A 24033-nucleotide genomic window follows, 5' to 3' on the forward strand; every position below is an offset into this window, starting at 1 on the left:
CCCTAGGATTCCCTCTATCACCTCACCGGTCTGAATCATCGACAGGAACCCCATGAGCGACACTTCCTCTCCCTTCGGCTTCGAGCTCGTGCGTCGCGGATACGACCGCGGACAGGTGGACGACCGCATCACCAAGCTCGTCGCCGACCGTGACAGCGCGCTGACTCGCATCACCGCACTGGAGAAGCGCATCGAGGAACTCCACCTCGAGACCCAGAACGCCGCGGCGCAGGTGAACGACGCCGAGCCCTCCTACGCCGGTCTCGGCGCCCGCGTCGAGAAGATCCTGCGGCTGGCCGAGGAGGAGGCCAAGGACCTTCGTGAGGAGGCCCGTCGGGCCGCCGAGCAGCACCGCGAGCTGGCCGAGTCGGCCGCCGCCCAGGTGCGCAACGACGCCGAGGCGTTCGCGTCCGACCGCAAGGCCAAGGCCGAGGACGAGGGCGCGCGGATCGTCGAGAAGGCCAAGGGCGACGCCTCCAACCTGCGTGGCGAGGCGCAGAAGGACGCGCAGGCCAAGCGCGAGGAGGCCGACGCGCTGTTCGAGGAGACCCGCGCCAAGGCCGCCCAGGCCGCCGCGGACTTCGAGACCAACCTGGCCAAGCGCCGCGAGCAGTCCGAGCGCGACCTGGCGTCGCGTCAGGCGAAGGCGGAGAAGCGGCTGGCGGAGATCGAGCACCGCGCCGAGCAGCTGCGCCTGGAGGCCGAGAAGCTGCGGACCGACGCCGAGCGCCGCGCCCGCCAGACGGTGGAGACCGCGCAGCGGCAGTCCGAGGACATCGTCGCGGACGCGAACGCGAAGGCCGACCGGATCCGCAGCGAGTCCGAGCGCGAGCTGGCGGCGCTCACCAACCGCCGCGACAGCATCAACGCGCAGCTGACCAACGTCCGCGAGATGCTGGCGACGCTGACCGGTGCGGCGGTCGCCGCGGCGACCACCCCGGACGACGAGCCGATCTCCCGCAGCGTCCCGGCGCAGCAGTCGCGCTGACCCGGCCGTTATCCGGCCGGCGGGCGGCTCCCCCGTTCGCCCGGCACGCCGGAACCCCGGTGGCAACCCCTATTCCGGAGCCCCCGCGCCCCAAACGGTGCGGGGGCTCCGGCGTCTCTTGCTAGCCTCGGGCGCATGATTGAGTTGCAGGGGCTCACGAAGCGGTACGGGGACAAGACCGCCGTCGACCATCTGACCTTCACCGTGCGGCCCGGCGTGGTGACCGGTTTTCTCGGGCCCAACGGAGCGGGCAAGTCCACCACGATGCGGATGATGCTCGGCCTGGACTCGCCGACCAGCGGTGACGTCCGGATCGACGGCAAGCACTACGCACAGCTCAGCGAGCCTCTCAAGCACATCGGGGCGCTGCTGGACGCCAAGTCGATCCACGGCGGCCGCACCGCGTACAACCACCTGCTGTGCATCGCGCAGTCCAACCGCATCCCCACCCGCCGGGTGAGCGAGGTGCTGGAGACGGTGGGCCTGACGGCCGTCGCCCGCAAGCGCTCCAAGGGCTTCTCCCTCGGTATGGGGCAGCGGCTCGGCATCGCGGCGGCACTGCTCGGCGATCCCGAGATCCTGATGTTCGACGAACCGGTCAACGGGCTGGACCCGGAGGGCATCCACTGGATCCGGAACCTGATGAAGGGGCTCGCGGCCCAGGGCCGTACGGTCTTCGTCTCCAGCCACCTGATGAGCGAGATGGCGCTGACCGCCGAGCACCTCATCGTCATCGGGCGCGGGCGGCTGCTCGCGGACACCTCGATGGCCGACTTCATCGAGCGCAACTCACGCTCCTACGTGCGGGTGCGCACCCCGCAGCCGGAGCGGCTCAAGGACCTGCTGGCGGAGGCCGGGATCGCCGCCACGACCGCCGCGGACGGCGCCTTCGAGGTCACCGGGGCCGAGTCCGCGCAGCTCGGCGAACTCGCCGCCAAGCACCAGCTGGTGCTGCACGAACTGAGCCCGCAGCGGGCGTCGTTGGAGGAAGCCTTCATGCAGCTGACCGCCGAGTCGGTCGAATACCACGCCCACGGCGCCGTGACGCCGGGCGCACCGGTGCCGCCCGCGCAGCCGGGGCAGCCGGTCGCCGCGCCGCCGCAGCCGGGCGGGCAGCCCGGCGGTGAGCAGTGGGGTTCGCAGTGGCGCAACTCCGGCTCCGGAAAGGGGCGCTGACATGGCTGCGCCTTCCGCCGTCCTGCTCTCGGAGTGGACGAAGATCCGCTCGGTCCGCTCGACCATCTGGACGCTGGTCCTGTCCTTCCTGATGACGGTCGCCCTCGGCTCGATCATCTGCCTGGTGTTCAACAACACCTGGGACTCGCTGTCCTCGCACGACCAGGCGACCTTCGACCCGACCGCGACCGGCTTCGCCGGGATGCAGCTCGGCCAGCTCGCGCTGATCGTCTTCGGTGTGCTGGTCATCGCCAGCGAGTACAGCACCGGCATGATCCGCACCTCGCTCGCCGCGGTGCCGCAGCGCAGCGCCTTCTACGCCAGCAAGGTCGCGGTGGCGGGCGGGCTGGCGCTGCTGGCGTCGATGGCCACCAGCTTCGTGGTGTTCTTCCTCGGCCAGGCGCTGCTGGGCTCGCACAAGGCGAAGATCAGCGACCCGGGCGTGCTGCGCGCGGTCGTCGGCGCCGGGATCTACTCGACGCTGCTGGTGCTGCTGTGCGTGGGCGCCGCGGCGATACTGCGCAGCCCGATGCTGAGCCTGGGCATCCTGATGCCGTTCTTCTTCCTGGTCTCGCCGATCCTGGCGGCGGTGCCGAAGGTCAAGTCGGTCGCGCACTACTTCCCCGACCAGGCCGGGCAGCAGGTCGTGCGGGTCGTCACGACCAACGACGAGCACCTGTCGTACGGCCCGTGGGGCGGTATCGGCATCATGGCGCTGTGGGTCCTGGCGGCCCTGATCGGCGGCTACATCGTGCTGCGCCAGCGCGACGCCTGAGCCGGGCGAGCACCGCCGCGCACGCCGGCCGGGGCGTCAGTACCGGGGCGCGTTACGGGACCGCTGCACCTTGCTGGTGCGGCGGTCCCGCGCGTTCCAGCACGCGCGGTGCCAGTGCCGCCGGTCGTCGAGCCCGTCGTACTCGCGCCAGGCCACCACGTGCCCGACACCGGGCGGGATCTCCTGGTCGCAGCCGGGGCAGCGGTAGTGCTTGGCGGACGCCGAACCGGCGACCGGCCGCACCACCCACTCCTCCCCCTGCCACTCCACGGTGCCGGCACCGCCGACCCCCGACTCCTGGCTGCGCTCCGCGGGGCGCTGGGCGCCGTGCGGGCGGTTGCGTCGCGGCGACACGGGACACCTCGCCATCTGTGGCTGTGCGGACGGCTTCCAGGGTACGCGCCGGGGGCCCGCGGGCCCGAAACGCGGCAGGTGCGCGGCGGGTGGGCACCGGGCGCACCGTCACCCGATCGGGTGGATCGGCCGCCCCCCTGGCGAAAATCATGAAATCGCCGCACGAACCCGTGCCTTTGGCACGTGCCAGACGTTAGGCAGGGAGTCGGGACAGGACGGTCCCGGCGTCCATCCGGCGGGCCGCGAAGGGCCGCAGCAGGCCCGTGCCGCCGCCGAAGGCGAGGGAGGGAGCGGGCGGATGCGACTGGGGACGTTCGTACTCGCAGCTCAGTTTCCCGGGCAGGGCCAGGCCGAGCCGCTGCACCGGGCGATATCGACGGCCGAGGCCGCCGAGACGGCGGGACTCGACGCGGTATGGCTGGCCGAACACCACTTCGTACCGTACGGGGTCTGCCCGTCCGCCGTGACGCTCGCCGCGCTGCTGCTCGGCAGGACCCGGCGGCTGACCGTCGGCACCGCCGTGAGCGTGCTGCCCACCGCGCACCCCGTCGCACTCGGCGAGCAGGCCGCGCTGCTGCACCTCGCCTCCGGCGGGCGCTTCGCCCTCGGCGTGGGGCGCGGCGGACCATGGGTCGACCTGGAGGTCTTCGGCGCTGGCAAGGCCGCCTACGAGACCGGCTTCCCCGAATCCCTGGACCTCCTGCTGCGCTGGCTGCGCGAACCCGCCGTGGCCGGAACCGGACCCCGCTACACCTTCCGCGAGGTGCCCGTGGTGCCCCGGGCGGACGAACTGGAGGAACGGCCGGGCCCTGAGGTGGTGGTGGCGTGCACATCGCCGGGCAGTGTCCGGCTGGCCGCCGAACGCTGCCTGCCCATGCTGCTCGGCATGCACTGCGGGGACGACGACAAGGCCGCGATGGTCGCCCTGTGGCGGCGCACCGCCCTGGAGGCGGGCCACCCTCCGGAGGCCGTGGCTGCCGCCGGGCACGTCTCCGCAGGCGTCGCACAGATCGCCGACACCCGGGCCGACGCCGCCGAGGCGCTGCGCAAGGCCATGCCGGGCTGGCTCCAGCAGGGCCTCGCCGCGCACCGCACCGTGGACGGCGGCCCGCGCACCATGCGCGACCCGCTGGGCTACACCGACCTGCTGTGCGCCCTGCACCCGGTGGGCCCGCCCCGGCTGTGCGCCGACCGGCTCGCCGCGACCGCCGCGCGCACCGGCATCACCCGCTTCGCGCTGCTCGTCGAAGGCTCGGGCGACCTCGACACCACACTGCAGAACGTGGCCCGCCTCGGCGCCGACGTCCTCCCGGAACTGGCCTGATCTCACATGCCCTGGACCCGTTACGGAAGCACGCCGGCGCCGAGCGCGGGTCAGCAGTCGCGCAGTTCCGGGGACTGGTTCAGCACCTGCGAGCGGACCGAGGTGAAGTCGGCGTAGCCGGGTCCGTCCACCGCGTCGAGCGGGAAGACCGCCACCCGGTGGCAGTTCTGGAAAGCCAGGCGCACCCCGAAGTGCCGCTGCAGCGCCCCGCGTATCGCGTCACTGGCCAGGGCGCGCAGCAACTGGCCGCGCTCCTGCTCGCTCGGCGGCGGCACCAGGTTGTCGGCGAACTCCCCGCCGTCCACCTTGAGCTGTGCCACCAGCGAACTCACCAGCTCCCACGCGTAGGGAAGGGACGTCCTGACGCAGTCGACGAATTCCTGCTCGTCGACCTCGCCTCGCTCGGCCTGTTCGAGGAGGGCCGGAGAGACGTCGAGCGACATGGGTACTCCTCTCGTGACCCCGTGAACGCACGGGGCCGTACGGACGGGATCCGGAGGGTCCGGCGGCGGCATTGCCCCCACCTCGCCTCCGGGGTCCCACCGTAGGGTTCGACGGCTGCCCGCACCAGGAGGTAGCACCCACAACCGGCCAATTTTCGGCCCCGCCGCGTAGTCGGCCGAACTCGTACGGTGCGGCTCGCCCCTGTCACGTGCCAGGCGCCTGCGGCGGGCACCGGGACGCCCGCGGGCACCCCCGCGGGCCCGCGGCCGGTGTCCCGGCGGGGGCTCCGAATCGCGGACGCGGGCCGGTCTTTAGTAGCGTGGCCCACCATGCGCCTCGTGATCGCCCGCTGCTCCGTCGACTACGCGGGACGGCTCTCCGCCCACCTCCCGTCCGCCACCCGGCTGCTCCTCGTCAAGGCCGACGGCAGCCTGTCCGTGCACGCCGACGACCGTGCCTACAAGCCCCTCAACTGGATGTCCCCGCCCTGCACCCTCAAGGAGGGCGACGACGGGGTCTGGACGGTCGTCAACAAGGCGGGTGAGCAACTGGTCATCACCATAGAAGAGGTGCTGCACGACTCCTCGCACGAACTCGGCGTCGACCCCGGCCTCATCAAGGACGGCGTCGAGGCGCACCTCCAGGAACTCCTCGCCGACCGCATCGAGATCCTCGGCGAGGGCTACACCCTCATCCGCCGCGAATACCCCACCGCGATCGGCCCCGTCGACATCCTCTGCCGCGACGCCTCCGGCGGCACGGTCGCGGTCGAACTCAAGCGCCGCGGCGACATCGACGGCGTCGAACAGCTCACCCGCTACCTCGAACTTCTCAACCGGGACCCCCACCTGGCGCCCGTGAAGGGCGTGTTCGCAGCCCAGGAGATCAAACTGCAGGCGAGGGTCCTCGCGACGGACCGGGGTATGGAGTGCGTCGTCCTCGACTACGACGCGATGCGCGGCATCGAGGACGACAAACTCCGCCTCTTCTGAACGATCCCCCTGCGGATGGCGGTGCCCACTCCCCGCCGCCGCGGGGACTGAGGCCTTGCACCTGCGCTGCTGGCCGAGCGTTTTCCGCTGCCGCGGGGGGCTGCGGGCTACGGCTGCGCCGCTGGCCCACGCGCTTTTAGGGGCACGGCTGCCGCGCGGGGCGAGCGTTTTCCGCTGCGCGAGGGGCTGAGGCTGCGGCTGCGCCGCGGGGCGAGCGTTTTCCGCTGGCGCGCGGGGGGGCTGAGGGGTGCGCCTGCGCCGCGGGGCCAGCGTTTTCCGCTGGCGCGCGGGGTTGAGGCTGCGGCTGCGCCGCGGGGCGAGCGTTTTCCGCTGCGCGAGGGGCTGAGGCTGCGGCTGCGCCGCGGGGCGAGCGTTTTTAGGGGCGCGGGGAACTGCGCGAGCAACCACCCACCGGCCGGTGGTCCGGATCGGACCGAAGAGACCCTTCGGGTCGGTGACGATCCCCGCCCCGGTGAGGGCTGAGCGCGCAGTTCTCCCCCAGAGCTCCGCCTGGGAGGTACCCCTACGCGCCCCTGACGGGGCGCACCCCACCCGTCAGCCCTCGGCTGACTCCGTGGCCGAGGCCGTGAGCGACGCCGGCTTGTCGGGCGGCGACGAAGCGTCGGTCGGCGACGGAGACGCCGAGGTCGGGGGCGTCGTAATCGGCGTGGTCGACGGCGGCGTCGTCTTCGGCGGCGTGGTCGGCGGCCGCTTCGTCGGGGACGACGGTGGCGTCGACGGCGACGCGGTCGTGGACTGGGACGCCGGCGGCGACGTCGTCCCGTGCGTCGGGGTCGCGGTCGCCGACGCGCTCGGCGGCGTCGGGGTCGGCGAGGTCGACGGAGGGGCGGCGGACGTGGACGCGGACTCCGGCGGGGACGCCGGCTCCGTGGTGTCCGGGTCGCCGGCGTCCTGCGTGGTCTCCAGGGGCTTGACCTGGGGGGTCTGGTCGGAACCGTCGGAGCCGGACGTCGCGCCCAGCGTGACCACCGTGCCGAGGACCGCCGCCAGCAGCACACCCGTGCCCGCGGCGACGAGATTGCGGCGGGTGCCGACGACGGCGAGCCGCTTGGGGCCCGGCGAGGGCTCGGGCTTGATGACGGCGAGCGGCGTGGTCTCGGCCGCGGCGGGCGGCGGGGTGTCGTCGAACGCCTCGGCCGCGGGCGGGAGTGCGCGGGGCGGCGGGGTGGGCGAGACGTCCTCGACGAGGGCGAGGGTGCGGCGGCCCACGACGGATCCCTGGCGGTCCGCGAGGACACCGCGCATACCCACGGACGCCTCCAGCTCCGCGCGGGCGCGGTTGTACTCGCCGTTGCAGAGGGCGAGCACACCCAGCTCGTGATGGAAGTACGCCTCTTCGGCCAGTTCGCCGGTGAGCCGGGCGGCCTCCTGGCCGAGCCGCAGGGCGCGTTCCCAGGCGCTCCAGTGCAGGGCGGCGGCGAAGGCGGGGGCCACGGTGCGGGCGAGCAGGACGGCGGCGCCGGGGTTGCCGTTGTGGCGGCAGGCGGCCATGGAGGCGAGGATCGCTTCGGCCTCGGCGGCGACGCCGGCGGGGGTGACGGAGGGGTGGCCGCTCCACCAGGCGTAGTGGAGGGCGGCGGTGTGCGCCTGGACCTCGCTCAGTTCGCCCTCGGCGGTGAAGACGGCGGCGAGCTGGCGGGTGACCCCGGCGGCGAGCCGGTAGTGCGAGGCGACGGGGACGGCGAGCCCGACGGAGGTCATCTCGCCGAGGGCCGCGTCGCCGTGGGTGTCGCCGACGAGCGCGGGCAGGTGCGAGGCGTGGGGTATCTCGCCGTCGAGGGCGACGGCGAAGGCGAGGGCCTCGCGGGCGGCCTCGCTGAGCCGGGAGGCGAGCAGGCCCGCGGGGGCGGCGCTCTCGGCGAGGGAGGGCAGCGGCACGTCGGCCGCGGGTATGCGGGCGGGCGGCGCGGCCGCCGGGGGTATGCCGGGGGTGTCGTCGAAGCCGCTGAGGTCGGGCAGCGCGGAGGGGGCCGCGGGCGTGCCGTTGTCCCACACGGAGTCGTCCCAGTCGGGCTCGGCGGGGAAGCGCAGCGCGTCGCGCTGCCGCAGCAGGGCCCCGGCCTGGACGAAGCGCAGCGGCAGGCCCTCGGACTCGAACCACAGGTCGGCGGCCCAGGCGGTCTCGTCCTCGTCGAGAGCGCGGCCGGCGGCGAGCGCGAGCAGGTCGACGCAGGCGGTGCGGGACAGGCCCGCGAGGTAGACGTCCTCGACGCCGGACTCGGCGGCGGGCGCGGGCGCCTCGGTGGTCGCGGAGAGCAGGAAGGCGCATTCGGGTGCTGCGGCGAGCAGTTCGGCGAGCGCGGTGCCGCCGAACTCCACGTCGTCGACGACCACGACGGCCCCGAACTCCCGGAGGAGAACGGGCAGTTCGGCACGGTCGGGGCGGTGGTCGTCGCCGGTCCACACGGTGTCGTGCAGGTTCTGCAGGACGTCGCCGACGGTGCGGTGGTAGCCGGACAGCCACAGCACGCCCTCGGGCGCGAGGTCGGCGCAGGCCTTGGCGACGGCTTCGAGCAGCGCGGTGCGCCCGGCACCGGAGGCTCCGGTGACCCGGACGGAACGGCCCCGGGACAGCAGCCGGATGACCCGCTCGCGCTCCTCGTCCCGTTCCAGCAGCGGCAGTTCGGGCGCGGGCGGCCCCGGCGGCGGGGCGGGGCGGGCGGCGGTGAGACGGGCCGCGCGCTCCTCGCGGGTGCGCTGCACGGGGGTCCGGCGCTCGCCGGGCGGGCAGCGGACGACCTCGGTGCCGTCGATGGGGTTGACGGTGAGCAGGTAGTCGGCGGTCGTGATGCGCCGGACGCGGGCGCTGCCGCCGCTGGGGGTGCGGGTGGCGGCCATCAACTCCAGCGGCTCGCGGGCCGCGCGGACGGCCTTGGGCAGCAGTTCGGTGGCGTCCTCGGCGCCCGCCGCGGGGACCTCGGGGAAGTCGGGGAACGCCGGGAAGTCGGCGTACGACGACTCCGCCGGGCGCAGCCCCTCGAACGCGGTCGGGTCGGCGCTCTCCCCGTAGGCACCCGTGTCGAAGCGGGCGTCGCGGGTCGCGGGGGGCTGCTGCTGGTAGGGGACGAGCGCGCCGCGCTCACCGGAGCCGCCCCTGCCGATGCCCTTGCGGACCCCGAAGGCGTCGAAGGGCTCGTCCTGCCCCGTGCGGTCGGGCTCGCCGTTGTGCTCGTCCATGTCCTCAGAGGTCCTAGGGGTCCTTGGCGGGGGCGCGCGGGGCGCGCCGGGAGGAGGTCGTCGGACCCAAACTCTAGAGGCAGAAACGGTTTCGCTGAAGCGCGGGGGCGACTCGGCCGCGGGGCGCCCCCGCAGGGGCGCTCCGCCGCGCTAGAACCGCGTGCCCGGCGGAGTGGGCGCGGCCTCGATCGCGAGGATGCGGTGCAGCCGGGTCGCGACCAGCAGCCTCTGCATCTGGGGCGGCACATTCCGCAGCACCAGGCGGCGGTTGGCCCGACCGGCCCTGCGATGGGCGCCCATGATGACGCCGAGCCCGGTCGCGTCCCACGAGTCCAGCTCGGTCAGGTCGAGCACGAGGTCGCCGCGGCCGGAGTCGACCGCGGTGTGCAGGGCCGTACGGGCGTCCGCCGCGCTGCGGACGTCGAGGCGGCCCCCGACGACCAGCTTGGCGTGGTCGCCCCTGATGTGCATGATCACTCTCCCGGGGAGTTCGGCACCGGCAAACGGGCTGGTCCGTATGTCTTCACACAACTGACGGCCCGTCGCAAACAGAAGTTGCCCTCTGTGAGCGAACCGATACCGAATTCACTCCTGTGGGTGATCCGGGCGGGTGCCGTCGGCACGCTCAGTACGGGTAGAACCCCTGGCCGCTCTTGCGGCCCAGGTCGCCGGCGTCCACCATGCGGCGCATGATCTCCGGCGGCGCGAACTTCTCGTCCTGCGATTCGGCGTAGATGTTGCCGGTGGCGTGCAGCAGGATGTCCACGCCGGTGAGGTCGGTGGTGGCGAGCGGGCCCATGGCGTGGCCGAAGCCGAGCTTGCAGGCGGTGTCGATGTCCTCGGCGGTCGCGACCCCGGACTCGTAGAGCTTGACGGCCTCGACGACGAGGGCGGAGATCAGCCGGGTGGTGACGAAGCCCGCGACGTCCCGGTTGACGACGATGCAGGTCTTGCCGACGCCCTCGGCGAACTCCCGGGCGCGGGCCAGCGTCTCGTCGCTGGTCTTGTAGCCGCGGACCAGCTCGCACAGCTGCATCATCGGCACGGGTGAGAAGAAGTGCGTGCCGACGACCCGCTCGGGGTGCGCAGTGGCGGCGGCGATCTTGGTGATCGGGATCGCGGAGGTGTTGGAGGCCAGTACGGTCTCCGGTCCGGTGATGCGGTCCAGCTCGCGGAAGATCTCCTGCTTGACCTCGATCTTCTCGAAGACCGCCTCCACCACCAGGTCGGCGCCCGCGGCCGCCTCCAGGTCGGTGGTGGTGCTGATACGGGCGAGGGCCGCCTCGGCGTCGGCCGCGTCGAGCTTGCCCTTGGCGACGAAGCGGTCGAACGACGCCTTGATGCCGTCGGTGCCGCGGGTCAGCGCCTGCTCGGTCAGGTCCCGCAGCGTCACCTCGTAACCGGCCTGCGCGGCCACCTGCGCGATGCCCGCGCCCATCAGTCCGGCTCCGACGACGGCGAGCTTCTTCGCCACAGCACACGCACCTTTCCCTAGGGCCTCTCGGGGTATTGGGTGGGACCCTAGCGCCGCCCGCGGGCGGTGCGCAGCAGGATGTCGGCCGCGTCACGGTGTGTCCTTGGTCGCACACGCCGTGACCTGCGGGCCCTGCCGCCCCCTCGCGCGCACGCTCTACGCTCGGGTCATGGTCAACCTCACCCGCATCTACACCCGCACCGGCGACGACGGCACGACCGCGCTCGGCGACATGAGCCGTACCGCGAAGACCGACAGCCGGATCGCCGCCTACGCCGACACCAACGAGGCGAACGCCGTCATCGGCACCGCGCTGGCGCTGGGCGCCCTGCCCGAGGACGTCACCACCGTCCTGGTCCGGGTGCAGAACGACCTCTTCGACGTCGGCGCCGATCTCGCCACGCCCGTCGTCCCGGACCCCAAGTACCCGCCGCTGCGGGTCGAGCAGAGCTACGTCGACCGGCTGGAGGGCGACTGCGACACCTTCCTGGCGGAGTTGGAGAAGCTGCGCAGCTTCATCCTGCCGGGCGGCACCCCGGGCGCGGCCCTGCTGCACCAGGCCTGCACGGTGGTGCGCCGGGCGGAGCGTTCGACGTGGGCGGCGCTGGCCGAGCACGGCGACAGCATGAACGCGCTCACCGCGACCTATCTCAACCGGCTCTCGGACCTGCTCTTCATCCTGGCGAGGACGGCGAACAAGGAGCGCGGCGACGTGCTGTGGGTGCCCGGCGAGAACCGCTGACGGCGATCAGGGTCAGGCGACGTTGACGCGCTGGCCGGGCGGGGCGGCCTCCAGCCAGGCGAGGAACCCGGTCAGGGCGTCGTCGCTCATCGCCAGCTCCAGCCGGGTGCCCTGGTGCTCGCAGGCCAGCACCACCGCGTCTGACAGCAGCGCCAGCTCCTCGGTGCCCTGCGGCTGGCGGCGGCCCTCGACCTCGATCGCGTGCCGCTCCAGCACCTGGCGCGGGCGCGGCGCGTAGGAGAAGACCCGGAACCACTCGACGCGGTCGCCGTTGTAGCGGGCCACCCCGTAGAGCCAGCCCTTCCCGCCGGGCTCGGCGACGCCCGGGAGGGCGAGCCGCAGGCTGCAGTCGAAGGTGCCCCCGGAGCGCTGGATCAGCCGGCGGCGCAGCCCGAAGACGAAGAGCCCGAGCAGCAGCGCGGCCACGACCGCGCCGATCACCTCCACGGAGAGGATCATGTCACCGGCCTCCTCTCCTGGGTCTGCTGGATACGTCGCCGCAGGCCCCGGACGGGTCCGGTCCTGCGTCTGCCCTTGCTGTACGGGGGCCGCGGGCCGCCCCCTGAGGGGCGGCCCGCGGCACCGTGGTCCTGCTCGTGCTGCTCCCGCGGCGGCGGCCGGAAGGGCCGCACCGCGGGTTGTTCACCTAGTGTGCGCCCGCCGCGGCGGCGAGCCGCACCTCAGCGCGCCGCTGGGCGGCCGCGTCGGTGTCCGCCTTCGAGCGCTCCAGCGCCCGCTCGGCCCGTGCGACGTCGATCTCCTCGGCCAGCTCGGCGACCTCGGCGAGGACGGAGAGCTTGTTGTCCGCGAAGGAGAGGAAACCGCCGTGCACCGCGGCGACCACGGTGCCACCGTCGGTGGTCCGGATCGTCACGGGACCGGAGTGCAGCACCCCGAGCACCGGCTCGTGCGACGGCATGATGCCGATGTCGCCGGACAGGGTACGGGCGATGACCATGGCGGCCTCGCCGGACCAGATGCTGCGGTCCGCGGCCACCACCTCGACGTGAATTTCGGCCAAGACGGCTCCTCGGGTCGGCACCCACCGGCGGGCGGGGGTGCGTAAGACAAAGAATAAGGGCTGCGCGAGGGGGGCAGAGCCGGTCCGCCCCCCTCACGGCCCCAGGTCAGCTGACGCCGAGCTTCTTGGCGTTGGCCTTGAGGTCGTCCAGGCCACCGCACATGAAGAAGGCCTGCTCGGGGAAGTGGTCGTACTCACCGTCGGCGATGGCGTTGAACGCCGCCACCGACTCGTCGAGCGACACGTCCGAACCGTCCACGCCGGTGAACTGCTTCGCCGCGTGGGTGTTCTGCGACAGGAAGCGCTCGATGCGGCGGGCACGGGAGACGGTGAGCTTGTCCTCTTCGCCCAGCTCGTCGATACCGAGGATCGAGATGATGTCCTGGAGGTCCTTGTACTTCTGCAGGATGCCCTTGACGCGCATCGCGCAGTCGTAGTGGTCCTGCGCGATGTAGCGCGGGTCCAGGATGCGGGACGTGGAGTCCAGCGGGTCCACCGCGGGGTAGATGCCCTTCTCCGAGATCGGCCGCGAGAGCACGGTCGTCGCGTCGAGGTGGGCGAAGGTGGTGGCCGGCGCCGGGTCGGTCAGGTCGTCCGCGGGGACGTAGATCGCCTGCATCGAGGTGATCGAGTGACCGCGGGTCGAGGTGATCCGCTCCTGCAGCTGGCCCATCTCGTCGGCGAGGTTCGGCTGGTAGCCCACCGCGGACGGCATACGGCCGAGCAGCGTGGACACCTCGGAACCGGCCTGGGTGAACCGGAAGATGTTGTCGATGAAGAACAGCACGTCCTGGTTCTGCACATCGCGGAAGTACTCCGCCATGGTCAGACCGGCCAGGGCGACGCGCAGCCGGGTGCCCGGCGGCTCGTCCATCTGGCCGAAGACCAGCGCGGTCTGCGGGAGGACGTTGGACTCGGCCATCTCCGCGATCAGGTCGTTGCCCTCACGGGTGCGCTCGCCGACGCCCGCGAAGACGGAAACGCCCTCGTGCAGCTTCGCCACACGCATGATCATTTCCTGGATGAGCACGGTCTTGCCGACGCCCGCGCCGCCGAACAGGCCGATCTTGCCGCCCTTGACGTACGGGGTCAGCAGGTCGACGACCTTCAGGCCGGTCTCGAACATCTCGGTCTTGGACTCGAGCTGGTCGAAGGCCGGGGCCTTGCGGTGGATCGGCCAGCGCTCGGTGACCTCGGACTCGGCCTCCGGCTCGTTGAGGATCGCGCCCAGGGTGTTGAAGACGCGGCCCTTGGTGACGTCGCCGACGGGCACCGTGATGCCGTTGCCGGTGTCGGTCACCGGCGCCTGGCGGACCAGGCCGTCGGTGGGCTGCATGGAGATGGCGCGGACCAGGCCGTCGCCGAGGTGCTGCGCGACCTCCAGGGTCAGCGTCTTGGTCGCACCCTCCTGCGTCGGGTCGGCGACGTCGACGTGCAGCGCGTTGTAGATCTCCGGCATGGCGTCGACGGGGAACTCCACGTCGACGACCGGGCCGATGACCCGCGCCACCCGGCCGGTGGCGGTGGTTTCAACAGTCGTGGTCATGTGGTCAGTCACTCCCCGCGTTCGCGTCGGCCAGGGCGCTCGCGCCACCGACGATCTCGCTGATTTCCTGGGTGATGTCGGCCTGTCGGGCCGCGTTCGCAAGCCGCGTGAGCGACTTGATGAGGTCTTCCGCGTTGTCGGTCGCCGACTTCATCGCCCGGCGGCGGGCCGCGTGCTCGGAAGCGGCGGCCTGCAGCAGGGCGTTGTAGATGCGGCTCTCGACGTACCGCGGAAGCAGCGCGTCCAGCACGCCCTCCGCGGACGGCTCGAACTCGTACTGCGCCATCGCCTGCGGCTGCTTGTCCAGCTGGTCGGCCTCCTTGGAGACCGCCAGCGGCAGCAGCCGCCGCTCGACCGGGGTCTGCGTCATCATCGAGACGAACTCGGTGAAGACGATGTGGATCTCGTCGATCCCGCCCTCGGCGGAGTCCTTGAGCACGGACTCGATCAGCGGCGTCGCCACCGCCTTGGCGTCGGCGTACTGCGGACTGTCCGAGAACCCGGTCCAGGACTGGGTGACCTTGCGGTCGCGGAAGCTGTAGTACGCCACGGACTTGCGGCCGACCAGGTAGTGGTCGACCTCCTTGCCCTCGGCGCGCAGCTTCTCGGTCAGCCGGTCCGCGGCCTTGATGGCGTTGGACGAGTAGCCGCCGGCCAGGCCGCGGTCGCTCGTGACGAGCAGCACCGCGGCGCGGGTCGCGTTCTCGGGTTCGGTGGTCAGCGGGTGCTTGGTGTTGGAGCCGGTCGCGACGGCCGTCACCGCACGGGTCAGTTCATCGGCGTACGGAGAAGAGGCGGCCACCTGGCGCTGCGCCTTCACGATGCGCGAGGCGGCGATCATCTCCATCGCCTTGGTGATCTTCTTCGTGGCGGTGACGGACTTGATCCGGCGCTTGTAGACCCGAATCTGTGCGCCCATGCGATCAGCCCTCGACCAGCAGCGCGCCCGAGGACGTCTCGAACTGCTTCTTGAAGGCGGCGACCGCTTCGGTGAGCGCGTCGATGGTGCCGTCCTCCAGCTTGCCGGTCTCGACGATGCCCGTGAGCAGCGACTTGTGCTCGCGGTGCAGGTAGTCGAGCAGCTCGCGCTCGAAGCGGCGGATGTCCACGACGGGGACGTCGTCCAGCTTGCCGGTGGTGCCGGCCCAGATCGAGACGACCTGGTCCTCGACGGCGTACGGGCTGTACTGGCCCTGCTTGAGCAGCTCGACCATGCGCTGACCGCGTCCGAGCTGCGCCTTGGAGGCCGTGTCCAGGTCGGAACCGAAGGCCGCGAAGGCCTCCAGCTCACGGAACTGGGCGAGGTCCACGCGGAGTCGGCCGGCTACCGACTTCATGGCCTTGATCTGCGCGGAGCCACCGACGCGGGAGACCGAGATACCGACGTTCAGCGCGGGCCGCTGGCCGGCGTTGAAGAGGTCGGACTCCAGGAAGCACTGGCCGTCGGTGATGGAGATGACGTTGGTCGGGATGAACGCCGAGACGTCGTTGGCCTTGGTCTCGACGATCGGCAGACCGGTCATCGAGCCGGCGCCCAGGTCGTCGGAGAGCTTCGCGCAGCGCTCCAGCAGGCGCGAGTGCAGGTAGAAGACGTCGCCCGGGTAGGCCTCGCGGCCCGGCGGGCGGCGCAGCAGCAGCGACACGGCGCGGTAGGCGTCGGCCTGCTTGCTCAGGTCGTCGAAGACGATGAGGACGTGCTTGCCCTCGTACATCCAGTGCTGGCCGATGGCCGAGCCGGTGTACGGCGCCAGGTACTTGAAGCCGGCCGGGTCGGACGCGGGGGCGGCCACGATGGTCGTGTACTCCAGCGCGCCGGCCTCCTCCAGCGAGGCGCGCACGCCCGCGATGGTGGAGCCCTTCTGGCCGATGGCGACGTAGATGCAGCGGACCTGCTTCTCCGGGTCGCCGCTGCGCCAGTTGTCGCGCTGGTTGATGATGGTGTCGATGGCCAGGGCGGACTTGCCGGTCTGGCGGTCACCGATGATCAGCTGGCGCTGGCCGCGGCCGATCGGGGTCATCGAGTCGACGGCCTTCAGGCCGGTCTGCATCGGCTCGTGCACCGACTTGCGCTGCATGACGGTGGGCGCCTGCAGTTCGAGCGCGCGGCGGCCCTCGGTGGCGATCTCGCCGAGACCGTCGACCGGGTTGCCGAGCGGGTCGACGACGCGGCCCAGGTAGCCCTCGCCGACCGCGACGGAGAGCACCTCGCCGGTGCGGTGCACCGACTGGCCCTCCTCGATGCCGTTGAACTCGCCGAGGACGATCGCGCCGATCTCGCGCTCCTCCAGGTTCAGCGCGAGGCCGAGCGTGCCGTCCTCGAACCGCAGCAGTTCGTTCGCCATCGCCGAGGGCAGGCCCTCGACCTTCGCGATGCCGTCTCCGGCAACGCTGACCGTACCGACCTCCTCGCGCGAGGCCGCGTCCGGCTGGTACGACTGGACAAAGGTCTCCAGCGCGTCCCGGATCTCCTCCGGCCGGATCGTGAGCTCCGCCATCTGGGTTCCCTGCTCTCCTTGTTGGGCCCGAAGTCTTCTTGGGGGCGTCGGCCCAACGCGGGCCGTCAGTGCTTGTCTGTGGTGCTTGTCTGCGCTTGCGCGGGCGGTGGTCAGCCGGCGGCCATCCTGCGGGACGCCTCGTCCAGGCGGTCCGCGATCGAGCCGTTGATGACCTCGTCGCCGACCCGTACCCGGACCCCGCCGAGGACCGCGGGGTCCACGTCCAGGTTCAGGTGCACCGGGCGGCCGTAGATCCTGGCCAGGGCGTCCCCGAGCCGACGCTTCTGCGTCTCGCTCAGCGGGGTGGCCGAGACCACTTCGGCGACCGTCCGGCCGCGGCGGGCCGCGGCCAGCTTGGACAGGGATTCGATCCCGCCCTCCAGGCTACGTCCTCGCGGCGCGGTGACCAGCCTGGTGACCAGCCGTTCCGTGACCGGCTTCGCACGGCCGCCGAGCAGCCGGTGCAGCAGCTCGCTCTTGGCGGCGTCGGTACCGGCCCGGCCGCCCAGGGCGGCCCGCAGCTCGGTGCTGCCGGCGGCGATCCGGCCGAAGCGGAACAGCTCGTCCTCGACGTCGTCGAGCGTGCCGTCCTTCTCCGCCGCCGTGAGGTCGGCGGTGTCGGCCAGCTCCTCCAGCGCGTCCACCAGGTCGCGGGACTGCGACCAGCGGGACCGCACCATGCCGGCGACCAGGTCCGTGCTGTCGGCGCCGAGCTGGCTGCCGAGCAGCCGCGTCGCCAGCTGGGCCTTGGCCTCACCGGACTGCGCCGGGTCGGTCAGGGCGCGGCGCAGCGTGGACTCGCGGTGCAGCAGCGAGGTCACGGCGGCCAGCTCGTCGGCCAGCCGGGTGCGGTCGACCGACGCGCTGTCGGTCAGCGCGTCCAGCCGCTCCCGTGCCGCGGCCAGCGCTTCGCGGCTCGCGCCGTTCATCGGGCCGCCTCAGCCTCTGCGGCCGAACCGTCGAGGCTGTCGAGGAAGCGGTCGATCGTGCGGCTCTGCCGGGCGGAGTCCTCCAGGGACTCGCCGACCAGCTTGCCGGCCAGGTCGGTCGCGATGCGGCCGACCTCCTGGCGCAGGGTCACCGTGACCTGGCGGCGGTCCGCCTCGATCTGGGCATGGCCTGCGGCGACGATGGCGTCCCGCTGCCGCTGCCCCTCCTCGCGCATCTCCGCGATGATCGTCGCGCCCTGCTCCCGCGCCTGCTCGGTGATCCGGGCCGCCTCGTGGCGGGCCTCGGCGAGCTGCGCCTTGTACTCCTCCAGCGTGCGGTTGGCCTCGGCCTGAGCCTTCTCCGCCCGCTCCAGGCCACCCTCGATGGCGTCATGCCGCTCCGCCAGGGTCTTCTGGATGTTCGGCAGCAGCTTCCTGCCAAGGAGGCCGAAGACGATGAAGAAGCAGAGCAGGCCGATAACCAGTTCCGCGGTGTCGGGGATGAGCGGGTTCTGCGCCCCCTCCTCCGCAAGGAAGGTCATCATGTCTGAACCTTTCGTCGAGTGGCTTTACGGTCCGGTGCCGGATTCAGCTCTGGAAGATGAAGGGGACGACCAGACCGAGGAGCGCGAGCACCTCGCAGAGGGCGAAGCCGAGGAACATGTTGGTGCGGATGATCGGCATGGCCTCGGGCTGGCGGGCCATGGCCTCGATGGAGTGACCGAAGACCAGACCGATGCCCACGCCGGGGCCGATGGCGGCGAGACCGTAGGCGACCGCGCCGAGGCGGCCGGGAGTCGTGGCAGCGGCGAGGTTAACGAGGTCGGCAGACATTTCCCTGTCTTCCTTTTTGATGCGGTCCGTTGGGGGGCTTCCCAGCGGAGGTCTGTGGTGGGGGTGGTACGCGTGGCGCGAAGCGGGCCTCAGTGGCCCTCGTCGAGCGCTCCCTGGATGTAGATCGAGGCCAGCAGCGTGAAGATGTAGGCCTGCAGGAACTGGATCAGCACCTCGAAGGCCGTCATGAAGATGGCCAGTCCGAAGGATCCGCCGGACACCGCGGTCAGCCAGGTCGGCGTCAGCAGGTACCAGCTCGCGACGCTGAACATGACGATCAGCATGTGGCCGGCGAACATGTTCGCCCACAGCCGGACCGCGAGGGTGAACGGGCGGGTGATGCAGTTCTGGATGAACTCCAGGAGCACGATCAGCGGGACCAGCGGCTTGGGCAGGCCCGAGATCCACACCAGGTTCTTGACGCCGCCCTTGAAGCCGTGCGTCTTGAACGTCAGGTACATGTAGGTGATGTAGACCAGCGCCGCGAGGGCGACCGGGAACGCGAACCGCGAGGCCGGCGGGAACTGCGCGAGCGGGATGATCGACATGATGTTCATGAACCACACGAAGAAGAAGATCGACGTGAGGAACGGGACGAACTTGTCGCCCTTCTTGCCGATCACCTCGCGGGCGATGCTGCGGGCCACGAACGTGTAGCCGATCTCGCCGACCAGCTGGAGCTTGCCGGGGACCAGCTTGGGCTTGCTGAAAGCCGCCCAGAAGAAGCCCACCACCAGCAGCATGCAGATGATCGCGAGCAGCATCGGCTTGGTGAAGTCGAAGCTGCCGATGCTGAAGATCGGCTTGAAGTCGAACGAGTGGAGGCCCGGGGCAGGAAATCCGCAGTCCTGCTTGATGTGACAGCCTGCCTCAGCGAGCAGCGTGTGGGCACTCACCCGTGACTCCTTCGTCGTGACGCATAAGTAACGGCAACCTTGTGTGTCAGCGCGGCTGGTGAGGCCGCTGGTCGGCACTGCGGACAAGGCGTGGCGAAGTCACCACTGTCCGCTGGGAGCCCGCATCGAAGACCGGGAACCCGTATTCCGCGCCGCGTCCGCGGCACCGGATCCGAGTACACCGATGGGCGTGGGGGCAGCACCCTCCACGAGTGTGAGGGGCCTCCACGTCCAGATGCGTTTCCGGACGATAGCAGATGGAATTGCAGCCTCTTTACCCGGCCCTTGGCCACGCCCATGACAGCGCTCCCGGCCAGCCGCGTCATTCGGCCGGCGGAGCGGACGTGACGGACGGGACGGGATCGACGTACAGCATCCGCGAGGTGAGGCTCTGCTTCACCTGGCCGCCCACCCAGGACAGCGCGGTGGCCAGCAGACTCAGGCCGAAGGCCTTGCCGTTGAAGAGCGAGGTGTCCTTGAAGGCCACGACGAAGATGCCGATCATCAGGATCTGCACGGCGTAGACCAGCATGCCCGCGGCCATCGCGACCTGCGGGCGCTCGGCGGTCATGGTCATCAGCGCCCACGAACCGAAGGCGAAGAAGACCGCCACCACTGCCACGGCGACGAGGCCGCCCACCAGGCCCTTCTCACCGGCGAGCACGGCACTGAGGATGGTGGCGACAGCTCCGACGGGAGCGGCGACCAGCGCGGCTCCCCTGAGGACACGGGCGTCGTTCTGCAGCATGATGACAGCTCCTCCGGCGGGAGTTGGGGCAAGCGGATGTCGTCGGAGACGAGCGTAGTCAGGGAGTGAGGGGGCGCCTCACGCCGGTTGACCGCTCATGCGGTCCAACGACGCCTTCCCTGCTTTCGTGAACGCTATCACAAAGTATTTGATGCGGTCTTTACCATGGACATGTGCTGCCTGTCACAAGAGTGTGGTCACGACACGCCGTCCGATTTGGGTGAGTTAGCTCTCAGCGGGTCTGACCTGGCCCGGGACGGCTCAGCGGCTCAGCGTCGGGTCTCGGCGACCGGCTGCCGGTCGGAGCCGCCGCCGGAGTGCCGGTCGGAACCGCGGCCCGCACGCCGGTCGGAGAGCCGGCCGCGGGCGCCGATCGCCGTCGAGCCGTGCAGCGCCGGACGCTCCGGCGCGCGCATCTCGCGCTCCGCGGCGGCCGCGCCCGCGGCGAGCCTGCGCCGGCGGCGCCGGTAGCGCGGCGGCACGACGCTCTCCGCCCAGTCGGGGGCGGCGGGCTTGAAGCGCGGCAGCAGCAGCACGACCAGGCCGATCGCGCTGAGCGCGACGATCGCCAGCACGATGCCGAGGCTGGAGTCGTTGACGGAGAAGGCGACCGCGCCGAAGGCGAACAGCGCGGACCAGAAGTACATGATGAGCACCGCCCGGCTGTGCGAGTGGCCGATCTCCAGCAGCCGGTGGTGCAGGTGGCCGCGGTCGGCGGCGAACGGCGACTGGCCGCGCCAGGTGCGCCGGACGACGGCGAGCACCAGGTCGGCGGCGGGGACGGCGATCATCGTCAGCGGCAGCAGCAGCGGCATGTAGACCGGCACCATGAAGTGCACGGCCTCCCGGGTGGACCCGGCGGAGGACTTCAGCGCGTCGGGGTCGACCTGGCCGGTGATGGAGATCGCTGCGGAGGCGAAGACCAGGCCGATGAGCATCGAGCCGGAGTCGCCCATGAAGATCCGCGCGGGGTGGATGTTGTGCGGCAGGAAGCCCAGGCACATCCCGATGAGCACCGCGCTGAAGAGCGTCGCGGGGGCCGCGGCCTCGATGCCGTAGCCGTACCAGAGGCGGTAGGCGTACATGAAGAACGCCACCGACGCGATGCACACCATGCCCGCCGCGAGGCCGTCGAGACCGTCGACGAAGTTGACCGCGTTGATGGTGATGACCACGAGCGCGACGGTCAGCAGCGTGGACTGCACGGGGGTCAGCGCGACCGCGCCGAAGCCGGGCACCGGCAGCCACAGGATGGTCAGGCCCTGCAGGACCATGACGCCGGCGGCGATCATCTGCACGCCGAGCTTGATGAGCGCGTCCACGCCCCACTTGTCGTCGAGCACGCCCAGCAGCCAGATCAGCCCGGCCCCGGACAGCAGCGCGCGCGGCTCGTTCGACTGCGAGAAGACGTCGCCGATGTTGGTGAGGTGGGCGGCCATGAGCAGGCCCGCGCACAGGCCGCCGAACATCGCGATGCCGCCGAGCCGCGGGGTGGGCTCGCGGTGCACGTCACGGTCGCGGATCGGCGGCATCGCACCGGCGGCGATGGCGAACTTCCGTACCGGGCCGGTCAGCAGATACGTGACGGCGGCGGCCGTGAAGAGGGTCAGCAGATACTCGCGCACGAGCCGCCTCCGACGGTTTCGGGGGCGTAGCGGTGCTGCGCACACGTCCGGGGGTGGTACCTCACAGCGTCACACCCTAGTGGTGGCCGGGCCGGGTCGGCGAACACCTGCTGAGACTCACAGGTGACGGGCGCGGTTGCGGAGGGCCCGGGCTGTACCCGTACGGTCACATTCCGCCCGTGACGTGCCCCCGCGTCCTGCGCCCGTCCGGCGGCGTGCGCCGGTGTCACGTCTGCACGGTCGCGGCGACGCCGGTCAGCGCGGTCACGGTCGGTTCCAGGGCGTCGTGGATCTCCGCGCCGATGCTGCGGAAGTACGAGATGGGGGCGCCGTACGGGTCGCTGACCTCGTCGGCGTCCGGGCTCGGGGCGAGCAGCCAGCCGCGCAGCGCGGCGGCGGCCCGCACCAGCGCCCTGGCCCGTTCGGTGACGCTGCCCTCGGGCAGCGTGGCGACGTCTATGGCCCGCACCAGGCGGGTGAACTCCTTGAGCGTGAAGGTGCGCAGACCCGCCGCGTGGCCCATGGAGATCACCTGGGAGCGGTGGTCGAGGGTCGCGGTGAGCACCAGGTCGGCGTCGATGACGTGGTCGTCGAGCAGCTCCCGGCCGGTGAAACCGGACGGGTCGGCGCCGTACTCGGCGAGCACGGCGGCGGCGTGCGCCTCCATCGGGGCGCCTTCGTGCCCCCAGGTGCCCGCGGACTCCACGAGCATCCCGGCGGCGCCGTCACCGAGGCGGCGGACCAGGCCGAGCCGGGTCAGCCGCTCGGCCATCGGCGAGCGGCACACGTTGCCGGTGCAGACGTGCAGGATGCGGAAGACGTCCGCACCGGCGCCCGGGACGGCGGCCGGCGCGTACCCCGGGTGCCCGCGTATGCCGCGGGCGTCGGGTGGCGTGGTCAACGGCGCTCCTCCAGGTCGGGTACGACCTTGCGCAGCTCCTCCGCGCTGATCGCCCCGGCCCGCAGCAGCACCGGCACCCGGCCGGTGACGTCCACGATCGACGACGGGACGGCGGCCGGGGTGGGGCCGGCGTCCAGGTAGACGGCGACGGAGTCGCCGAGCATGCCCTGGGCGGCGTCGCAGTCCTGCGGCGAGGGCATGCCGGTGAGGTTGGCGCTGGAGACGGCCATCGGGCCGGTCTCGGTGAGCAGTTCGATCGCGACCGGGTGCAGCGGCATGCGCACTCCGACGGTGCCGCGGGTGTCGCCGAGGTCCCAGGCGAGCGACGGCTGGTGCTTGGTGACGATCGTCAGCGCGCCGGGCCAGAAGGCGTCGACGAGCTCCCAGGCCTGCTCGGAGAAGTCGGTGACGATGCCGTGCAGCGTGTTGGGCGAGCCGACGAGCACCGGCGAGGGCATGTTGCGGCCGCGGCCCTTGGCCTCCAGCAGGTCGCCGACGGCCTCGGCGTCGAAGGCGTCGGCGCCGATGCCGTAGACGGTGTCGGTCGGCAGCACGACGAGTTCGCCGCGCTTGACCGCCGAGATGGCTTCGCGCATGCCGGTCGCCCGGTCGGTTGCGTCCGCGCAGTCGTATCGCCGTGCCATGGGATGACCTCCGAAGATTGCTGTGCTGCCGTACGGGCCCGCGCCGCGGTGCGGGGCGCGCGGGGGGCGGGGCGGCCGGTCACGGCCGCGCCTTGCGGGCCGAGGTGAAGCGGGGGCGGTTGTTGAGATCGGGGTGGTCGGCCGCGTCCGCCCAGCCCGCGTCCTCCTTGAAGATCCACGGCACCTGGCCGCCCTGCGAGTCGGCGTGCTCGATCACGACGACCCCGCCGGGGCGCAGCAGCCGGTGCGCGGTGCGCTCGATGCCGCGGATGGTGTCGAGGCCGTCCTCGCCGGAGAAGAGGGCCAGCTCCGGGTCGTGGTCGCGCGCCTCGGGTGCGACGTGCTCCCATTCGGTGAGCGGGATGTAGGGCGGGTTGGAGATGACCAGGTCGACCTGCCCGTTGAGGTCGGGGAAGGCGCTGAGCGCGTCCCCGTGCCGCAGGTCGACCTTGCTGCCCGCGGTGTTCTTCCGGGCGTAGTCCAGGGCCTGTTCGGACAGTTCCACGGCGTGCACGCGGGAGCGCGGCACCTCCTGGGCGAGGGCGAGCGCGATGGCGCCGGAGCCGGTGCACAGGTCGACGATGAGGGGTTCGGCGACGTCCATGGCGCGTACCGCGTCTATCGCCCAGCCGACGACCGACTCGGTCTCCGGCCGCGGCACGAACACCCCAGGGCCGACCTGGAGTTCCAGGTAGCGGAAGAAGGCGCGGCCGGTGATGTGCTGGAGCGGTTCGCGGGCCTCGCGGCGGGCGACCGCCTCCCAGTAGCGCGCGTCGAACTCGCTGTCGGCGACGCGGTGCAGCTCGCCGCGCTTGACGCCGTGGACGTACGCGGCCAGCTCCTCGGCGTCGAAGCGCGGCGAGGGCACTCCGGCGTCGGCGAGCCGCTGCGCGGCCTGTGCCACCTCGGCGAGCAGCAGGTTCACCG

25 protein-coding genes are annotated in these 24033 nt (G+C 71.7%); 6 read left to right on the forward strand and 19 right to left on the reverse strand.

The genetic code is table 11. From position 1 onward, the window contains the following. The first annotated feature begins 52 nt into the window (after positions 1-52). The 3 genes from ACH4PY_RS23960 to ACH4PY_RS23970 all read left to right on the forward strand — a co-directional run bounded on the left by ACH4PY_RS23960 (position 53) and on the right by ACH4PY_RS23970 (position 2939). Complete coding sequence (locus tag ACH4PY_RS23960; protein WP_398186390.1) at positions 53-988, forward strand: cellulose-binding protein; 936 nt, start codon at positions 53-55, stop codon at positions 986-988. Positions 989-1123: 135 nt separating this feature from the next. Continuing rightward, positions 1124-2164 carry an ABC transporter ATP-binding protein gene (locus ACH4PY_RS23965; RefSeq protein ID WP_398186393.1) on the forward strand — a complete coding sequence of 347 codons (1041 nt, stop codon included), beginning with the start codon at positions 1124-1126 and terminating at the stop codon, positions 2162-2164. A 1-nt stretch (position 2165) separates the two neighbouring features. Next, positions 2166-2939 carry an ABC transporter permease gene (locus tag ACH4PY_RS23970; protein WP_398186396.1) on the forward strand — a complete coding sequence of 258 codons (774 nt, stop codon included), beginning with the start codon at positions 2166-2168 and terminating at the stop codon, positions 2937-2939. Between the two features lie 36 nt (positions 2940-2975). Here the strand turns inward: ACH4PY_RS23970 and ACH4PY_RS23975 are convergent, their stop codons facing one another. Then, positions 2976-3293 (reverse strand): ATP/GTP-binding protein, encoded by a 318-nt coding sequence (locus tag ACH4PY_RS23975; RefSeq protein ID WP_398186398.1) that lies wholly within the window; start codon positions 3291-3293, stop codon positions 2976-2978. Positions 3294-3591: 298 nt separating this feature from the next. On the opposite strand from ACH4PY_RS23975, the gene ACH4PY_RS23980 reads away from it, so the two are divergent. Next, a complete protein-coding gene (locus ACH4PY_RS23980; protein WP_398186400.1) occupies positions 3592-4617 on the forward strand; it encodes an LLM class flavin-dependent oxidoreductase in 1026 nt (341 codons plus the stop codon). A 50-nt stretch (positions 4618-4667) separates the two neighbouring features. Here ACH4PY_RS23980 and ACH4PY_RS23985 read toward each other — a convergent pair whose 3' ends face one another. Continuing rightward, the gene (locus ACH4PY_RS23985) at positions 4668-5060 is read right to left on the reverse strand and encodes an SCO5389 family protein (protein WP_398186403.1); all 393 of its coding nucleotides are present in this window, start codon (positions 5058-5060) and stop codon (positions 4668-4670) included. A 330-nt stretch (positions 5061-5390) separates the two neighbouring features. Between ACH4PY_RS23985 and nucS the strand changes: the two genes are divergently transcribed. Further along, positions 5391-6053, forward strand: coding sequence for an endonuclease NucS (gene nucS, locus ACH4PY_RS23990; RefSeq protein WP_398186406.1), 663 nt, complete (start codon positions 5391-5393; stop codon positions 6051-6053). Between the two features lie 555 nt (positions 6054-6608). Here nucS and ACH4PY_RS23995 read toward each other — a convergent pair. The 3 genes from ACH4PY_RS23995 to ACH4PY_RS24005 form a co-directional block, all read right to left on the reverse strand. Next, positions 6609-9251, reverse strand: coding sequence for an ATP-binding protein (locus tag ACH4PY_RS23995; protein ID WP_398186408.1), 2643 nt, complete (start codon positions 9249-9251; stop codon positions 6609-6611). Between the two features lie 150 nt (positions 9252-9401). After that, complete coding sequence (locus tag ACH4PY_RS24000; RefSeq protein ID WP_398186411.1) at positions 9402-9722, reverse strand: STAS domain-containing protein; 321 nt, start codon at positions 9720-9722, stop codon at positions 9402-9404. A gap of 154 nt (positions 9723-9876) precedes the next feature. Next, a complete protein-coding gene (locus ACH4PY_RS24005; RefSeq protein ID WP_398186413.1) occupies positions 9877-10725 on the reverse strand; it encodes a 3-hydroxyacyl-CoA dehydrogenase family protein in 849 nt (282 codons plus the stop codon). A 169-nt stretch (positions 10726-10894) separates the two neighbouring features. On the opposite strand from ACH4PY_RS24005, the gene ACH4PY_RS24010 reads away from it, so the two are divergent. Then, positions 10895-11467: a cob(I)yrinic acid a,c-diamide adenosyltransferase gene (locus tag ACH4PY_RS24010; RefSeq protein ID WP_398186416.1), complete on the forward strand. Its 573-nt coding sequence runs from the start codon at positions 10895-10897 to the stop codon at positions 11465-11467. A 12-nt stretch (positions 11468-11479) separates the two neighbouring features. Here the strand turns inward: ACH4PY_RS24010 and ACH4PY_RS24015 are convergent, their stop codons facing one another. The 14 genes from ACH4PY_RS24015 to prmC all read right to left on the reverse strand — a co-directional run bounded on the left by ACH4PY_RS24015 (position 11480) and on the right by prmC (position 24031). Continuing rightward, on the reverse strand, positions 11480-11926 hold the full coding sequence (locus ACH4PY_RS24015) for a DUF2550 domain-containing protein (RefSeq protein WP_398186419.1): 447 nt from the start codon (positions 11924-11926) through the stop codon (positions 11480-11482). A gap of 187 nt (positions 11927-12113) precedes the next feature. Beyond that, complete coding sequence (locus ACH4PY_RS24020; RefSeq protein ID WP_031518457.1) at positions 12114-12488, reverse strand: F0F1 ATP synthase subunit epsilon; 375 nt, start codon at positions 12486-12488, stop codon at positions 12114-12116. A 106-nt stretch (positions 12489-12594) separates the two neighbouring features. Continuing rightward, positions 12595-14034, reverse strand: a complete 1440-nt coding sequence (gene atpD, locus ACH4PY_RS24025) for a F0F1 ATP synthase subunit beta (protein ID WP_398186424.1) — start codon at positions 14032-14034, stop codon at positions 12595-12597. Positions 14035-14038: 4 nt separating this feature from the next. Beyond that, positions 14039-14953, reverse strand: coding sequence for a F0F1 ATP synthase subunit gamma (locus tag ACH4PY_RS24030; protein ID WP_398186427.1), 915 nt, complete (start codon positions 14951-14953; stop codon positions 14039-14041). A 4-nt stretch (positions 14954-14957) separates the two neighbouring features. Then, positions 14958-16529, reverse strand: coding sequence for a F0F1 ATP synthase subunit alpha (gene atpA, locus ACH4PY_RS24035; RefSeq protein ID WP_398186430.1), 1572 nt, complete (start codon positions 16527-16529; stop codon positions 14958-14960). 110 nt (positions 16530-16639) lie between these two features. Then, positions 16640-17458: a F0F1 ATP synthase subunit delta gene (locus ACH4PY_RS24040; protein ID WP_398186433.1), complete on the reverse strand. Its 819-nt coding sequence runs from the start codon at positions 17456-17458 to the stop codon at positions 16640-16642. Beyond that, complete coding sequence (locus ACH4PY_RS24045) at positions 17455-18003, reverse strand: F0F1 ATP synthase subunit B (RefSeq protein ID WP_398186436.1); 549 nt, start codon at positions 18001-18003, stop codon at positions 17455-17457. Before ACH4PY_RS24045 ends, ACH4PY_RS24040 begins: the two co-directional genes overlap by 4 nt. A 43-nt stretch (positions 18004-18046) precedes the next feature. Then, entirely contained in the window at positions 18047-18292 is a 246-nt protein-coding gene (atpE, locus tag ACH4PY_RS24050) for an ATP synthase F0 subunit C (protein ID WP_398186439.1), read from the reverse strand. 89 nt (positions 18293-18381) lie between these two features. Further along, entirely contained in the window at positions 18382-19188 is an 807-nt protein-coding gene (gene atpB / locus ACH4PY_RS24055) for a F0F1 ATP synthase subunit A (RefSeq protein ID WP_398186441.1), read from the reverse strand. Positions 19189-19510: 322 nt separating this feature from the next. Further along, complete coding sequence (locus tag ACH4PY_RS24060; protein WP_398186444.1) at positions 19511-19936, reverse strand: hypothetical protein; 426 nt, start codon at positions 19934-19936, stop codon at positions 19511-19513. Positions 19937-20205: 269 nt separating this feature from the next. Further along, positions 20206-21561: an MraY family glycosyltransferase gene (locus tag ACH4PY_RS24065; protein ID WP_398186447.1), complete on the reverse strand. Its 1356-nt coding sequence runs from the start codon at positions 21559-21561 to the stop codon at positions 20206-20208. A 226-nt stretch (positions 21562-21787) separates the two neighbouring features. After that, positions 21788-22462, reverse strand: coding sequence for a protein-tyrosine-phosphatase (locus ACH4PY_RS24070; RefSeq protein ID WP_398186450.1), 675 nt, complete (start codon positions 22460-22462; stop codon positions 21788-21790). Next, complete coding sequence (locus ACH4PY_RS24075; protein ID WP_398186453.1) at positions 22459-23106, reverse strand: L-threonylcarbamoyladenylate synthase; 648 nt, start codon at positions 23104-23106, stop codon at positions 22459-22461. The genes ACH4PY_RS24070 and ACH4PY_RS24075 overlap by 4 nt, the downstream gene beginning before the upstream one ends. Before the next feature lie 79 nt (positions 23107-23185). Then, a complete protein-coding gene (gene prmC / locus ACH4PY_RS24080; RefSeq protein ID WP_398186456.1) occupies positions 23186-24031 on the reverse strand; it encodes a peptide chain release factor N(5)-glutamine methyltransferase in 846 nt (281 codons plus the stop codon). Positions 24032-24033 lie beyond the last annotated feature (2 nt).

Source organism: Streptomyces sp. NPDC021224 (assembly GCF_044332905.1).
Classification (GTDB): domain Bacteria; phylum Actinomycetota; class Actinomycetes; order Streptomycetales; family Streptomycetaceae; genus Actinacidiphila.